At 72.0% G+C, this 13,648-nt stretch carries 9 protein-coding genes, 1 tRNA gene and 1 pseudogene; 10 read left to right on the forward strand and 1 reads right to left on the reverse strand.

Annotation, left to right across the window (positions count from 1 at the left end):
• Positions 1–552: 552 nt before the first annotated feature.
• The 3 genes and pseudogenes from AC51EU_RS19010 to AC51EU_RS19020 all read left to right on the forward strand — a co-directional run.
• The gene (locus tag AC51EU_RS19010; protein ID WP_496268189.1) at positions 553–1,839 is read left to right on the forward strand and encodes a cytochrome P450; all 1,287 of its coding nucleotides are present in this window, start codon (positions 553–555) and stop codon (positions 1,837–1,839) included.
• A 181-nt stretch (positions 1,840–2,020) separates the two neighbouring features.
• Positions 2,021–4,111: a UvrD-helicase domain-containing protein gene (locus AC51EU_RS19015; RefSeq protein ID WP_496268190.1), complete on the forward strand. Its 2,091-nt coding sequence runs from the start codon at positions 2,021–2,023 to the stop codon at positions 4,109–4,111.
• An 82-nt stretch (positions 4,112–4,193) separates the two neighbouring features.
• A pseudogene (locus tag AC51EU_RS19020) lies at positions 4,194–5,063 on the forward strand (SWIM zinc finger family protein); the annotation flags it as partial.
• A 303-nt stretch (positions 5,064–5,366) separates the two neighbouring features.
• Here the strand turns inward: AC51EU_RS19020 and AC51EU_RS19025 are convergent.
• Positions 5,367–5,438 (reverse strand) — tRNA-Arg (locus AC51EU_RS19025).
• A gap of 219 nt (positions 5,439–5,657) precedes the next feature.
• Between AC51EU_RS19025 and AC51EU_RS19030 the strand changes: the two genes are divergently transcribed.
• From AC51EU_RS19030 to AC51EU_RS19060, 7 genes are all read left to right on the forward strand, one after another.
• Positions 5,658–6,038, forward strand: a complete 381-nt coding sequence (locus tag AC51EU_RS19030) for a response regulator (protein ID WP_496268191.1) — start codon at positions 5,658–5,660, stop codon at positions 6,036–6,038.
• 198 nt (positions 6,039–6,236) lie between these two features.
• A complete protein-coding gene (nrtL, locus tag AC51EU_RS19035; RefSeq protein ID WP_496268192.1) occupies positions 6,237–7,508 on the forward strand; it encodes an ArgS-related anticodon-binding protein NrtL in 1,272 nt (423 codons plus the stop codon).
• A 24-nt stretch (positions 7,509–7,532) separates the two neighbouring features.
• On the forward strand, positions 7,533–8,924 hold the full coding sequence (gene lysA, locus AC51EU_RS19040) for a diaminopimelate decarboxylase (RefSeq protein ID WP_496268193.1): 1,392 nt from the start codon (positions 7,533–7,535) through the stop codon (positions 8,922–8,924).
• Between the two features lie 138 nt (positions 8,925–9,062).
• The gene (locus AC51EU_RS19045) at positions 9,063–10,412 is read left to right on the forward strand and encodes a homoserine dehydrogenase (RefSeq protein ID WP_496268194.1); all 1,350 of its coding nucleotides are present in this window, start codon (positions 9,063–9,065) and stop codon (positions 10,410–10,412) included.
• Positions 10,413–10,420: 8 nt separating this feature from the next.
• Positions 10,421–11,506 (forward strand): threonine synthase, encoded by a 1,086-nt coding sequence (thrC, locus tag AC51EU_RS19050; RefSeq protein WP_496268195.1) that lies wholly within the window; start codon positions 10,421–10,423, stop codon positions 11,504–11,506.
• Between the two features lie 337 nt (positions 11,507–11,843).
• The gene (thrB, locus tag AC51EU_RS19055) at positions 11,844–12,761 is read left to right on the forward strand and encodes a homoserine kinase (RefSeq protein WP_496268196.1); all 918 of its coding nucleotides are present in this window, start codon (positions 11,844–11,846) and stop codon (positions 12,759–12,761) included.
• A gap of 379 nt (positions 12,762–13,140) precedes the next feature.
• A partial coding sequence (locus tag AC51EU_RS19060) for a Rho termination factor N-terminal domain-containing protein (RefSeq protein ID WP_496268197.1) occupies positions 13,141–13,648 on the forward strand: 508 nt, incomplete at its 3' end.

The following is a 13,648-nucleotide window of genomic DNA, read 5'->3' on the forward strand; positions in this document are numbered from 1 at the left end:
GCATCGCGGGCGGGGGCGCTCCCGGGGTCGGGGCCGTTGCCGTCATGGCAGGGAACGTAGCAAGTCGCGGGCGGTATGAGCGGGTATGGAGGGTTTTGGGAGGGGTGGTGTCTCCCGGGGGCGTGCCGGGATTTCGGTACGGAGGGCGTGTGAAGTCCCATGAGAACAGCGGGCAAAACGGTCAGTTAATGGCAAAAGGTCTGAATGCAGGGGAATCTACTGCCTCGTGGGGCGTACGCCGTCCCGTGCGCCCCAGGGGAAATTCCCGGGAGATCCCCGATGTACCCCAGGGCCGTTCGTCCCTCGGCAGTATCAGAGGCAGTTTGTAAACTCGCCCATAACGAACAAGGCCGATCTCGTCACGCTGGATGCGGGGGACCGGGTGACCGGGCGAACGGGTCGACGCCATGGCTTCCGTCATGGCCACCGCGAGCGAGGGGCTTTGACCACGACACATCCGTGTGCGCCGAGCGGACGCCTCGCGCCTCCTCGGCCCCTCCGGGGTGCCGGACGCGGGTGACGTCCTCCTCGACGAAAGGCAGTAGGAGCGCTATGACGACTCTCCGTTCCCGGATCATCGCCTGGGCCGGGCGGCTGTATCTGGCGAGAACGAGAAAGAAAGGCTTCGACCTGTCTCGGATGTCTTTCTTGCCCGACTCTGTCCTGATGCCGCTGCGGCGCGACGGGCTCGACCCCGTGCGCGAACTGGCGACCGTCCGGGAGAAGGAGCCGATCAGCAGACTGCCCGTCCCCATCTCCGCCAATGTCTGGCTCGTCACCGGATACGAGGAGGCGAAGGCCGTCCTCGGCAAGGGCAACGCGTTCAGCTCGGACTTCACCAATCTCGTCGGCAAGGCCGGCGCGGGCGAGGACCAGAATCCCGGCGGCCTCGGATTCTCCGACCCGCCCGTGCACACCCGCCTGCGGCGGCTGCTCACCCCGGAATTCACCATGCGCCGGCTCAACCGCCTGACGCCGCGCATTCACGAGATCGTCGAAGAACGCCTCGACGCCATGGAACGCGCGGGCAGGAACGGCGAACCGGTGGACATCGTCCACTCCTTCGCGCTGCCCATTCCCTCCCTGGTCATCTGCGAACTGCTCGGCGTCCCCTACGAGGACCGCGAGGACTTCGAGCGCCTCAGCGCCGCCCGCTTCGACCTCTTCAGCGGCGCCAACGCCTCGTTCGGCGCGATATCCGAGTCCCTTTCCTACTTCCGCGACGTCGTCAAGAAACAGCGGGAGAACCCGGGCGACGGCCTCCTCGGCATGATTGTCAAGGAACACGGCGACTCGGTCAGCGACGAGGAACTCGCGGGCCTCGCCGACGGCGTCCTCACCGGCGGATTCGAGACCACCGCCAGCATGCTCGCCCTCGGCGCGCTCGTCCTCCTCCAGGACCCGGAGCATTTCGCGGCCCTCAAGGACGGCGACGAAGCGGTCGACGGCTATGTCGAGGAACTGCTGCGCTATCTCACCGTCGTCCAGGTCGCCTTCCCGCGCTTCGCCCGCGAGGACATGGAGATCGGCGGAGTACACATCGCCGCCGGCGACGTCGTGCTCTGCTCGCTCAGCGGCGCCGACCGGGACGGCGGACTCGGCCCCGACATGGAGAAGTTCGACCCCACCCGCAACGTCCCCTCCCACCTCGCCTTCGGCTACGGAATCCACCGCTGCGTCGGCGCGGAACTGGCCCGCATGGAACTGCGCGCCGCCTACCCCGCCCTCGTCCGCCGCTTCCCCGCCATGCGCCTCGCCGTCGCCCCCGAGGAACTGAGCTTCCGCAAACTGTCGATCGTCTACGGGATCGACTCGCTTCCGGTGCGGTTGGACGGCTGACACCGCGGGGCGGCCCGGCCCGGTCCCGTCGAAGGGGGCGGGCCGGCCGACGGCGCCCGGCCTCCGGTGCGCGGGCCGGCCGGGCGGGTCCCGGCCTCCGGCGGCCCTCTCGTCATCGTGCGCCGACCGGCCTACCCTCAACAGACCGTTGACGAACGGAAAGCGGGGGAGCGGAGGCTTGATGACGTCCGGGCCGGAGAGGATCTCACGCCGTGCGCAGGAGCTGCGGGCACAGGAACGACGGCTCAACGAAACCTGGCAGGTGGCGCGCGCCCTGGCGGCGCGGCACTGGCCCGAGGCGGACGAGGGACAGCAACAGGTCGCCGGCCGGCTCCTGGCCCTGACCGCACTCCACTGGCACGTCCTGGTGGACCGGTCCTGGCCGCGCCGCCGGACCGGCGCCCCCGGCGCCGACGTCCTGCTGATCGGGCCCGGCGGGGTGTTCGTCGTCGGCATGCCCGCGCGGGACGGGCGATCCGCCGCCGCGATCGAGGAGGACGACCCCGCACTGGCGACGGCGGTCCGCGCCGTGGCCCGGTCGGCGGCGGACCTGGGACTGGTCCCGGTCGCGGTCCGCGCGCTGCGGGTCCTCACCACACAGGACGGCGTCGACACACAGCAAGGGCAGCTCCGTCTCCTCGACGGCAGGAACCTCGTCCCCGCCCTGGTGGCCGAGCGGCGGCGCCTCCAGCCGGCACAGGCGCGGGCCGTCGCGGAACACCTGGAACGCGCCTTCCCGGCGTACACACCGGTGCGGCTCGGCAGCGGACAGCACACCCCCGCGACCCCACGGCCGGCGGCGCGACGCGACAGGGCGGACGGGCTGTTCACCCTCGCCGCCGTCGAGGACCAGGCACTGCGAGAGGCCCGGGACGCCCCCATCGAGAACTGGATGATGTTCCTGGCGCCCGACCAACTCGCCCTGGTCCGCCGGAACTGGGCGGGCCCGGCCCGCATCAGCGGCCCGGCCGGCACGGGCAAGACCGTCGTCGGCCTGCACCGCGCCGCCCACCTGGCACAACGCACCACCGGACGCGTCCTCTACGTCACGTTCGCCAAGAACCTGCCGCGGGTGCAGGACACCTTCCTCCGCACCATGGCCCCCTACGTCTGCGACCGGGTGGACTTCCGCAGCCTCTACCGCTTCACCCGGGAGTTCCTGCGCGACCGGGGTGTTCCGGTGCGTCTGGACGGGGACAAGGCACGTACCTGCTTCAACCGCGCCTGGGCCCGGGTGGGCAGGGACAGCCGGCTCAACGACCTGGTTCCCGAGGCGCGTTACTGGCAGGACGAGATCGAGTACGTCATCAAGGGGCGCGGGATCACCGAGTTCGCCGCCTACGCCACCCTGCCGCGCCGCGGACGCGGACGCGGCACCGTCCCGCAGCGGGCGGACCGCGAGGCCGTATGGGTCCTCCACGAGACGTACGAGGAGATCCGCAGGGCGGCCCGGGTGCACGACTTCCAGGACGTGCTCACCCTGGCCCTCGCCGAACTGCGCAGGTCACCCGAGTCCTCCCCGTACACCTCGGTGATCGTCGACGAGGCCCAGGACCTCACCCAGGTCGGGGTGCAGATGCTGCACGCCCTGGTCGGCGACGCACCGGACGGACTGCTGCTCATCGGCGACGGCCAGCAGTCCGTCCACCCGGGCGGGTTCCGGCTGTCCGAGATCGGCGTGGACATCCGCGGGGACCGCGGCCAGGTCCTGTCCGTCAACTACCGCAACGCCCCGCAGATCCTCACCACGGCCCAGGAGGTCGTCGCCGACGTCACCTTCGACGACCTGGACGGCACCTCCGGAAAGGGCGCCCGCGAGGTGGAGCTGACCGGCCACGAGGGCACCGTCACCCGGGCGGCCCTGCCGACCCTCGACGCGCACGACGGCGCACTGGTCGCCGCCCTTCAGGGCGCCGCCGACCTGGCGGGCTCGGCCGTGCTGTGCCCCACCGTGCAGAGCATCACCCACTACAAGCGGCTGCTCACGCGGAACGGCATACCCGTCCGCCTCCTGGAGGACTACGACGGCACCCCCGTGGACGCCGTCAAACTCGGCAGCTACACCCGCGCCAAGGGACTCGACTTCAAACACGTCTACCTTCCGCGCCACGACGAGGCCCTGAAACCTCCCACCACCCCCGCCCCGGGCGCCACCAGCGCCCACCACTCCGCCACCCGCGAACGCCACAACCTGGCCCGCAGCCGCCTCTACGTCGCCATGACCCGGGCCCGGGACACCCTCTGGCTGGGCAGCGTCCGCCCGGACCGGTGACCTCCCGGCAGAACGCCGGACCGGCCCGGCCGGCGGCCGTAGGCCGACCGCCGTCACGAGCAGGACCGGAGCCGGGAGGAACGACGTGGACGGTCTCACCGAGGCGAACCTCAGGGCGCTGACCGGCTCGGGCCGCGCCGCCGAGGCCGTCGTCCTGGCGCGGGAGGCCATGCGGCTGCTGGCCGAAGCGGCGGAGAGCGTCGACGACTCCGACGGATGGCTCGGGCAGGTCGGCACCGGCCTCGCCGACGCCCACCACGACGCTTGCCGCGCGGCGCGCCCCGACCCGGAGGAACTCGCGCACTGGCTGATCGGCCATGTACTCGACGACACCAACGACGTCACCGGCATCGACCCCCTCGACTACGAGGACATCCTCGGCGAACGGGGGATGGCCGCCTCGCGGAAACCGGCGATCGGGGCATGGCGGGCCAACCGCACCGGCTGGGCCGAAAAGTACCTGATGGAGCGCCTGGCCAAGGCGGGACGCGACATCGACTCGGTGGTCGCCGCCCGCGCGGCCGACTGCTGGCAGGCCGAACGCGCGGGGGCGCTGGCCCTGCTGCGCACCGACGCGGGGCAGCGGCAGAAGGGCGGGAACGGCGGCCCCGTCCTGGTCGACGCCCTGCTCGACGACAAGGACACCGACGCCGCCTGGCGAGCCGCCACCGAACACGGTGCCCACGACCGGCAGTGGCTCACCCTCGCCGACCTGGCCCGCGCCGACCGCCCCGCCGACAGCCTCGGCGTCCACCTCCGCCTGACCGAGCCCCTCACCCGGCAGACCGGCAACGCCGTCTACGAGCAGCTCGTCAGCCTGCCGCTGAGCATCCGCGACTGCCACCGCCGTCTGGGCACGGCGGACGAGTTCACCACGTACGTCACCGAACTGCGCGCCACCCAGAAGCGCAAGCGGAACCTGATGCGGTTGATGGACGAGCACGGGCTGTGAGCCGTGTCGAGTTGCTGCTGCCCGTGCCACGGCCGGACAGGACAGGTATGCCGGTCGTCTCGGCCATCCCCCGGATCAGCGCGGGCGCAGCGTGGAGCAGGACCGACGTGCCGATCTTTCCGGAGGTATGCCGAGTACCGGTCGGCGATGAGGAGGGCGACGCGCCCTGACACGTGTGTCGGAGGTGTGTCGCGAACACTGAGAGACAACGAGAAAGAGCGGGAGTCAGTGAGACTGATTCCCGCTCTTCTCTATCGGCATCCGCCCTGGTCACATCCCAACTTTGGGAGGTGAGGAAGCGAGTGCCCCCGGCAGGATTCGAACCTGCGCACACGGCTCCGGAGGCCGTTGCTCTATCCCCTGAGCTACGGGGGCGTTGTCGCTGTTGTTTGCGGCGACGGGTAGAACCCTACCAGCTTCGGAGGGGTGTTCATGACCATGGTGGGGAGGGCGGGCTAGCGCAGGGGGGGGGGAGGGGGACGGGGGTCGGGGAAGGTTCGCCTGATGGGGGCGGAAGGGGAGGAAAGCCGGGACGTGGCGGGGGTGGGGGCCTAGGCTCGGAGTGTGCCTGGCTTGTCCGGTCGGATCCTTGTTGTGGATGACAGCAGGGCGATCCGGCAGTTGATCAGGGTCAATCTCGAACTGGAAGGCTTCGAGGTCGTGACCGCGGCTGATGGTGCCGAGTGTCTGGATGTCGTGCACCACGTGAGACCCGATGTGGTGACCCTCGATGTCGGGATGCCGCGGCTCGACGGTCTGCACACCGCGGAGCGGCTGCGGTCCGATCCGCGGACGGCGGACATCCCGATCGCGCTCGTCAGTGCGTGCACCGAGGACGAGATGGTCGGCGGGGAGACGGTGGGCGTGGACGCCTTTCTGGCGAAGCCGTTCGAGCCGGTGGAGCTGGTGCGGACCGTGGGGCGTCTGGTGCGGGAAGGGCGACGGGCGGGACGTACGGGGCACGAGGGGGCGTAGTAGGGGGCGGCAGCGGAGGGGGACGCGGGGCCGTGAGTAAGGGGAGACCCGGACCGCGGGAGGCTCGCTGGCCGGCGGACCGGGGGAGACCCGCTGGTCGGGCCCGGGCGTCGGTGGTCGGGGTGCCCGCCGGGGCGGTGGTGTCCACTGGGCGAAACCGTTCGCGGGGGCGGGGGGCCTCTCGCCTACGCTTGTCCTGTGACCCCGGCTGAACTCTCCCGTACCGTTCTGCGCTCCGTGCGTGGTGCTGTGGTGGCGGGGGAGCTGTCCGTGACGGTGCCGGAGCGCGTGGTGGTGCGTCGGCCGCCGCGGCCCGGGTGCGGGGACTACGCCTCGAACGTCGCGCTGCGGCTGGCCGCGGAGGCCGGACGGCCCGCGCACGAGGTCGCCGAGATCCTGCGGAAGCGGCTGGCCGGCAGTGCCGGGATCGCCCGGGTGGAGATCGCGGGCCCCGGGTTCTTGAACTTCACGCTGGGGGACGGGGCGCAGGCCGCGCTGGTGCGCGAGGTACTGGCGAGGGGCGCCGCGTACGGGGAGACGGGCGTGGACGGGCGGTTGCTGTTCGGCGGGCGGGCGCCGCGCGGGGGAGCCTGCGCGGAGTCCGTCCGCGCGTCCGTGTCCGAGGAACCCGCGGTGGCGGCCGCCCGCGCGCTGGTCGTGGCCGACGCGCTGACGCGGATCGACGCGGCGGTGGCGGGAGGAAGCGCCGGCGGAGCCGGGGAGCACGGGGGCCGCCCGGCGGACGTCGGCCCGGACCGGCCGCACCTGTCCGGGGAAGCCCGGGAACGGACCGTTCCTCCTGATGTGGCGCCCCCCGCCCCCGGAGTGGAGGAGTTCGCGCGGCTCGCGGACCGGCTGGGGCCGGACGAGGCGCGGTGGGCGTTGTTGCGGCCTGCCGCGCACGATCCGGTGCGGCTGCCCGAGCGGCCGGTGCAGCGGGAGAGCAATCCGCGGTTCCAGGTGCAGTACGCGTACGCGAGGGCGCTGGCGCTGCCGCGGTACGCGCGTGACCTGGGGTTCGACGGTGAGCCGGGGGAGGTCGGCCGGCCCGGTGAGGTCGGTCAGGCCGGCCCGGTGTCCGTGGCCGCGACGCCGGTTTCTCCGGGGACCGTCGGCCCGAACCCTCCGGTCCCCGCCGACGTCCCCGCACCCGCGGGGGCGGCCCTGGCGGACACTCCCACCGGCGACGCGCACCCTGCCCCCCTCCCGCCCCTCCACTCCCTCCTCGCCGCCTACCCCGCCGTCGTGCAGGCCGCGGCGCGGTACCGGGCGCCGGAGCGGGTGGTGCGGCATCTGGAGGAGACGGCGGGGGAGTTCTTCCGGTGGCACGACGGGTGCCGGGTGCTGCCCGTGGGGGAGGAGAAACCCTCGGCCGTTCACCGCGCCCGGGTGGCCCTCGCCGAGGCCACCGGGACGGTGCTCGCCAACGGCCTGCGCCTGCTCGGCATCTCCGCCCCAGAACACCTCTGAAACCTTGAGGGGAACCCCACCGTCATGAGCCGTTCCGCACACCCCGCCGGGCCCCGTTACGCCGATGTCCTACCGGAGGGCCACTACGCGGGCCCGCCCGCCGATCTCAACGCGCTCGACCCCCGGATCTGGTCGCGTACCGTCCGGCGTGACGCCGACGGCGTGCTGACGGTGGGGGGCCTGGACGTCGACGCGCTGGCCGAGGAGTTCGGCACCCCGGCGTACTTCCTGGACGAGACGGACTTCCGGGCGCGCTGCCGGGCGTGGAAGGAGGCGTTCGGGGAGGACGCCGACGTGTTCTACGCGGGCAAGGCGTTCCTGTCGCGGGCCGTGGTGCGCTGGCTGTGCGAGGAGGGGCTGAACCTCGACGTGTGCTCGGGCGGTGAGCTGGCGACGGCCCTGGACGCGGGGATGCCGGCGGAGCGCATCGCGCTGCACGGCAACAACAAGAGCACCGAGGAGATCACCCGTGCCGTGGAGGCGGGGGTGGGGCGCATCGTGCTGGACTCGTTCCAGGAGATCGCGCGGGTGGCGCACCTCGCGGATCGGCTGGGGAAGCGGCAGCGGGTGCAGATCCGGGTCACGGTCGGCGTGGAGGCGCACACCCACGAGTTCATCGCGACCGCGCACGAGGACCAGAAGTTCGGGATCGCGCTGGCCGACGGGCAGGCGGCGGAGGCCGTGCGGCGGGTGCTGAAGCTCGACAGCCTGGAGCTGACCGGCATCCACTCGCACATCGGGTCGCAGATCTTCGACATGGCCGGGTTCGAGGTGTCCGCGCGACGCGTGGTGCGGCTGCTGACCGAGGTGCGCGACGAGCACGGCGTCGAGCTGCCGGAGATCGACCTCGGCGGCGGGCTCGGCATCGCGTACACGACCGAGGACGACCCCCGCGAGCCGCACGAGATCGCCAAGGCGCTGGGCGACATCGTCTCCCGGGAGTGCGAGGCGGCCGGGCTGCGGGTGCCGCGGCTGTCGGTGGAGCCGGGGCGGGCGATCGTCGGCCCGACGGCGTTCACGCTGTACGAGGTGGGGACGGTCAAGCCGCTGGAGGGGCTGCGGACCTATGTGTCCGTGGACGGCGGAATGTCGGACAATATCCGGACGGCGCTGTACGACGCGGAGTACAGCGTGGTGCTGGCCTCGCGGACCTCCCACGCGGCGCCGATGCTCGCGCGGGTGGTCGGCAAGCACTGCGAGAGCGGCGACATCGTCGTCCGCGACGCGTTCCTGCCGGCGGACGTGGCGCCGGGCGACCTGCTCGCGGTGCCCGCCACCGGCGCGTACTGCCGGTCGATGGCCAGCAACTACAACCACGCGCTGCGGCCCCCGGTGGTGGCGGTCGCGGACGGCGCGGCGCGGGTGATCGTACGGCGGGAGACGGAGGAGGATCTCCTGCGGTTGGATGTCGGCTGACGAGGACCTCCGCGCGGACCGCGCGGATGAAATAAATGTCTCGGTATCCGGACGAAGGGCGGAAAGCCCCGCCGGGTGGGTGAGACTGGTGCGACAAGAAGAAGAAATACGGCTGGATCGATGAAAAGCAGAGGTCGAATGATGCGTACGCGTCCGCTGAAGGTGGCGCTCCTGGGCTGTGGTGTGGTCGGCTCAGAGGTGGCGCGCATCATGACGACGCACGCCGACGACCTCACGGCCCGCATCGGCGCGCCCGTGGAGCTCGCCGGCATCGCGGTCCGCCGTCCGGACAAGGTGCGCGCGGGCGTGCCCGCCGAGCTGGTCACCACGGACGCGACCGCGCTGGTCAAACGGGGCGACATCGATGTGGTGATCGAGGTGATCGGCGGCATCGAGCCCGCCCGCAACCTGATCCTCACCGCCTTCGAGCAGGGCGCGAGCGTCGTCTCGGCGAACAAGGCACTGGTCGCGGCCGACGGCGCGGCGCTGCACGCCGCGGCCGAGAAGCACGGCGCTGACCTCTACTACGAGGCAGCCGTCGCCGGCGCGATCCCGCTGGTGCGGCCGCTGCGCGAGTCGCTCGCCGGCGACAAGGTCAACCGCGTCCTCGGCATCGTCAACGGCACCACCAACTTCATCCTGGACCGGATGGACGGCAGCGGCGCCGGCTACTCCGAGGCGCTGGACGAGGCGACCGCCCTCGGGTACGCCGAGGCCGACCCGACCGCCGACGTCGAGGGCTTCGACGCGGCCGCCAAGGCGGCGATTCTCGCGGGCATCGCCTTCCACACCCGTGTGACCATCGACGATGTGCACCGCGAGGGCATCACCGAGGTGACCGCCGCCGACATCGCCTCCGCCAAGCGGATGGGCTGCACGGTCAAGCTGCTCGCGATCTGCGAGCGGGCCGCCGACGGGGCGTCCGTCACCGCCCGGGTGCACCCCGCGATGATCCCGCTCAGCCATCCGCTGGCCTCGGTGCGCGAGGCGTACAACGCGGTCTTCGTCGAGTCGGACGCGGCCGGTCAGCTGATGTTCTACGGGCCGGGCGCCGGCGGCGCGCCGACGGCCTCCGCGGTGCTCGGCGACCTGGTCGCGGTCTGCCGCAACAAGCTCGCCGGTGCCACCGGACCGGGGGAGTCCGCGTACACGCGGCTCCCCGTCAGCCCCATGGGCGACGTCGTCACCCGCTACCACATCAGTCTCGACGTGGCCGACAAGCCGGGCGTCCTCGCGCAGGTCGCGACGGTCTTCGCCGAGCACGGAGTGTCGATCGACACCGTCCGCCAGCAGGCAAAGGATCACTACTGCGGCGCCGTAGGCGCCTCCGCCGAGGGTGGCGGCGGGCGACGGGCGGGCGGAGAGGCGTCGCTGGTCGTCGTCACCCACCGGGCGTCGGACGCGGCCCTGTCGTCGACCGTCGGAGCACTGCGCGAGCTGGACACCGTCCGCGGTGTCGCCAGCATCATGCGGGTTGAAGGGGAGTAAAGGAACCCATGTCTGCCAATCCCACCGTGACCAGGGCGAACGGCCAGTGGCGCGGGATCATCGAGGAATACCGCGACCGGCTGCCGGTCAGCGAAACGACCGAGGTCGTCACCCTGCGGGAGGGCGGTACGCCGCTGGTCCCGGCCCAGGTGCTCTCCGAGCGCACGGGCTGCGAGGTGCACCTCAAGGTCGAGGGTGCCAACCCCACCGGGTCCTTCAAGGACCGCGGGATGACGATGGCCATCACCCGGGCCAAGGAGGAGGGCGCCAAGGCCGTCATCTGCGCCTCCACCGGCAACACCTCCGCCTCGGCCGCGGCGTACGCGGTGCGGGCCGGGATGGTCTGCGCGGTGCTCGTCCCGCAGGGCAAGATCGCGCTCGGCAAGATGGGCCAGGCGCTGGTCCACGGGGCCAAGATTCTCCAGATCGACGGAAATTTCGACGACTGCCTGACGCTGGCCCGGGGCCTGTCGGACAACTACCCCGTCGCACTTGTGAACTCCGTGAACCCGGTGCGCATCGAGGGTCAGAAGACCGCCGCGTTCGAGATCGTGGACATGCTGGGCGACGCGCCGGACATCCACGTCCTGCCGGTCGGCAACGCGGGCAACATCACCGCGTACTGGAAGGGCTACCAGGAGTACGCGGCCGACGCCGTCGCCTCGCGCACCCCGCGGATGTGGGGCTTCCAGGCGTCCGGCAGCGCGCCGATCGTGCGCGGTGAGGTGGTCAAGGAGCCGCACACCATCGCGACCGCGATCCGGATCGGCAACCCCGCCTCGTGGGCGTTCGCCGAGCGGGCGCGGGACGAGTCCGGCGGCCTCATCGACGAGGTGACGGACCGTCAGATCCTGGCCGCCTACCGGCTGCTGGCCTCGCAGGAGGGCGTCTTCGTCGAGCCCGCCTCGGCCGCCTCGGTCGCCGGTCTGCTCAAGGCCGCCGAACAGGGCAAGGTCGACCCGGGCCAGCGCATCGTCTGCACGGTCACCGGCAACGGCCTCAAGGACCCGGACTGGGCGGTGGCCGGCGCGCCGCAGCCGGTGACGGTCCCGATCGACGCGTCGGCCGCGGCCGAGCGCCTGGGCCTGGCGTAACAGGGGCAACCCACGGGACGGGCGCGTCCCGCGCGTACGGTGCGGGTCACACGGCGGTCGACGCCGGGTGACCCGCCCTACTGCAAAGAGCGCAAAGGCTGCAAAGGCGCATCGAGGCATGGGGTAGCGCGCGACACGCATCGTGCGCCTCCCGTGCGCCCTGTGTCGCCACAGAACCTTCCTTCGATAGGCTGGCAGCCAACTCCCCTCGCCGCGGCATAACGCAGTGGTGTGCAGGGCAGGTCAGAACAGACCCCATGAGCCGGCCGGGTACCTCGGTGCCACGGCGCTCCGGGGCAGTACCACCGCAGCATCAACCAAGGAGAGTCATCGAGCGATGGCCGGTCCCGCGTTCCGTGCCGCCGCCGTCCGGGTGCGCACCCCCGCCACCAGCGCCAATCTCGGCCCCGGCTTCGACGCCCTCGGCCTGGCCCTGGGGCTCTACGACGACGTCGTGGTGCGTGTCGCCGACTCCGGGCTGCACCTCGACATCGCAGGTGAGGGCGCCGACACCCTCCCGCGCGACGAGAGCCACCTGCTCGTCCGCTCGCTGCGCGCCGCCTTCGACCTGCTCGGCGGGCAGCCGCGCGGCCTGGAAATCGTCTGCGCCAACCGCATCCCGCACGGCCGCGGCCTGGGCTCCTCCTCCGCCGCCATCTGCGCCGGCATCGTCGCCGCCCGCGCCGTGACCATAGGCGGGGAGCAGAAGCTCGACCGGACGGCGCTGCTGGAACTGGCCACCGAGATCGAGGGGCACCCCGACAACGTCGCCGCCTGCCTGATGGGCGGCTTCACCCTCGCGTGGACGGACACCGGTGCCGCGCGGGCGATCCGCATGGACCCGGCCGGTTCCATCGTTCCGGTGGTCTTCGTCCCCGGCAAACCGGTGCTGACCGAGACCGCCCGAGGACTGCTGCCGCGCACCGTCCCCCATGTGGACGCCGCGGCCAACGCCGGTCGTGCCGCACTGCTCGTCGAGGCCCTGACCAGGCGCCCCGAGCTGCTGCTCGCCGCGACCGAGGACCGACTTCACCAGGAGTACCGGGCCCCCGCGATGCCGGAGAGCGCGGCCCTGGTGAACCGACTGCGGGCGGACGGCGTCCCCGCGGTCATCTCCGGCGCGGGCCCTACGGTGCTCGCGCTGGTCGAGGACGCGACGGCCGACAAGGTCGCCGCGCTGGCGGGTGAGGGATGGGCGGCCAACCGGCTCTCCCTCGACATGACGGGTGCCTGCGTCCTGCCGCTGGGCGGCTGAGCGACGCAGGCGATCGACGATCGCCGGTCTGTGGGAAGGGGGAATGTTTGTTGGATCCGGTAGTGTTAACCTCAAGTCAGTACCCGACGCCTGTGTGGCGCGGTGCTTCGTGTCCCCCATTGGGGCCACCTTTCTTCCGGGAGCCTCCCCACCTGCTCACAGCAAGGGCTTGAGCGGACAATGAGCACGCTCCGGAATCGGCGTGACGGACATGGGTCACACAGCGTCCCCTCACGCCGGAACCAATGAATTCGATCCCTCCGCCGTATCCGGCGGGACCACCGCCCCGGTCCGGTCCGCAAGAGCAAGGACCCAGCCGGACAGCACAACCGGTCGCCGAGCCAGACAGGCCGACGCCCGCTCCAGGGAAGGACCCTTCGTGAGCGACACCACCGATCTGATGGGCGTGCGCACCGATGGCAGTGCCACGGCGCCCGCCACGGACGCTCCCGCCGCGCCTGCCACCGGTGCCGCCAGCGCCCCGCGGCGCCGCCGCTCCGGTACCGGCCTCGACGGCATGGTCCTGGCGGAGCTCCAGCAGGTAGCCTCCGGCCTCGGCATCAAGGGCACCGCGCGGATGCGCAAGAGCCAGCTGATCGAGGTCATCAAGGAGAAGCAGGCCGCGGGCTCCGGTGCCGCGGCCAAGGCCGACACGCCCGCCGAGACCGAGACCAAGCCGAAGCGGCGCGCCACCTCCAAGGCCCGTACGGGTGAGGACGCCGCCGCCAGGACGAACGCCAAGGCCGACAAGGCCGACACGCAGGCCGGGCAGCAGCAGATCGACATCCCCGGCCAGCCCGCCCCCAAGGCCACCGCGCCCGCCGACCAGACGGGTGCCGAGGAGCAGCCGGCCGGCGAGCGCCGCCGGCGCCGGGCCACCGCCGCCG

The organism is Candidatus Streptomyces philanthi (assembly GCF_059553635.1).

Bases quoted from the DNA above. Each gene is read 5' to 3' on its own strand.
- AC51EU_RS19010 (WP_496268189.1), top strand. From the start codon at position 553: ATGACGACTCTCCGTTCCCGGATCATCGCCTGGGCCGGGCGGCTGTAT.
- thrC (WP_496268195.1), top strand. From the start codon at position 10,421: ATGTCTGCCAATCCCACCGTGACCAGGGCGAACGGCCAGTGGCGCGGG.
- thrB (WP_496268196.1), top strand. From the start codon at position 11,844: ATGGCCGGTCCCGCGTTCCGTGCCGCCGCCGTCCGGGTGCGCACCCCC.
- AC51EU_RS19015 (WP_496268190.1), top strand. From the start codon at position 2,021: ATGACGTCCGGGCCGGAGAGGATCTCACGCCGTGCGCAGGAGCTGCGG.
- lysA (WP_496268193.1), top strand. From the start codon at position 7,533: ATGAGCCGTTCCGCACACCCCGCCGGGCCCCGTTACGCCGATGTCCTA.
- AC51EU_RS19045 (WP_496268194.1), top strand. From the start codon at position 9,063: ATGATGCGTACGCGTCCGCTGAAGGTGGCGCTCCTGGGCTGTGGTGTG.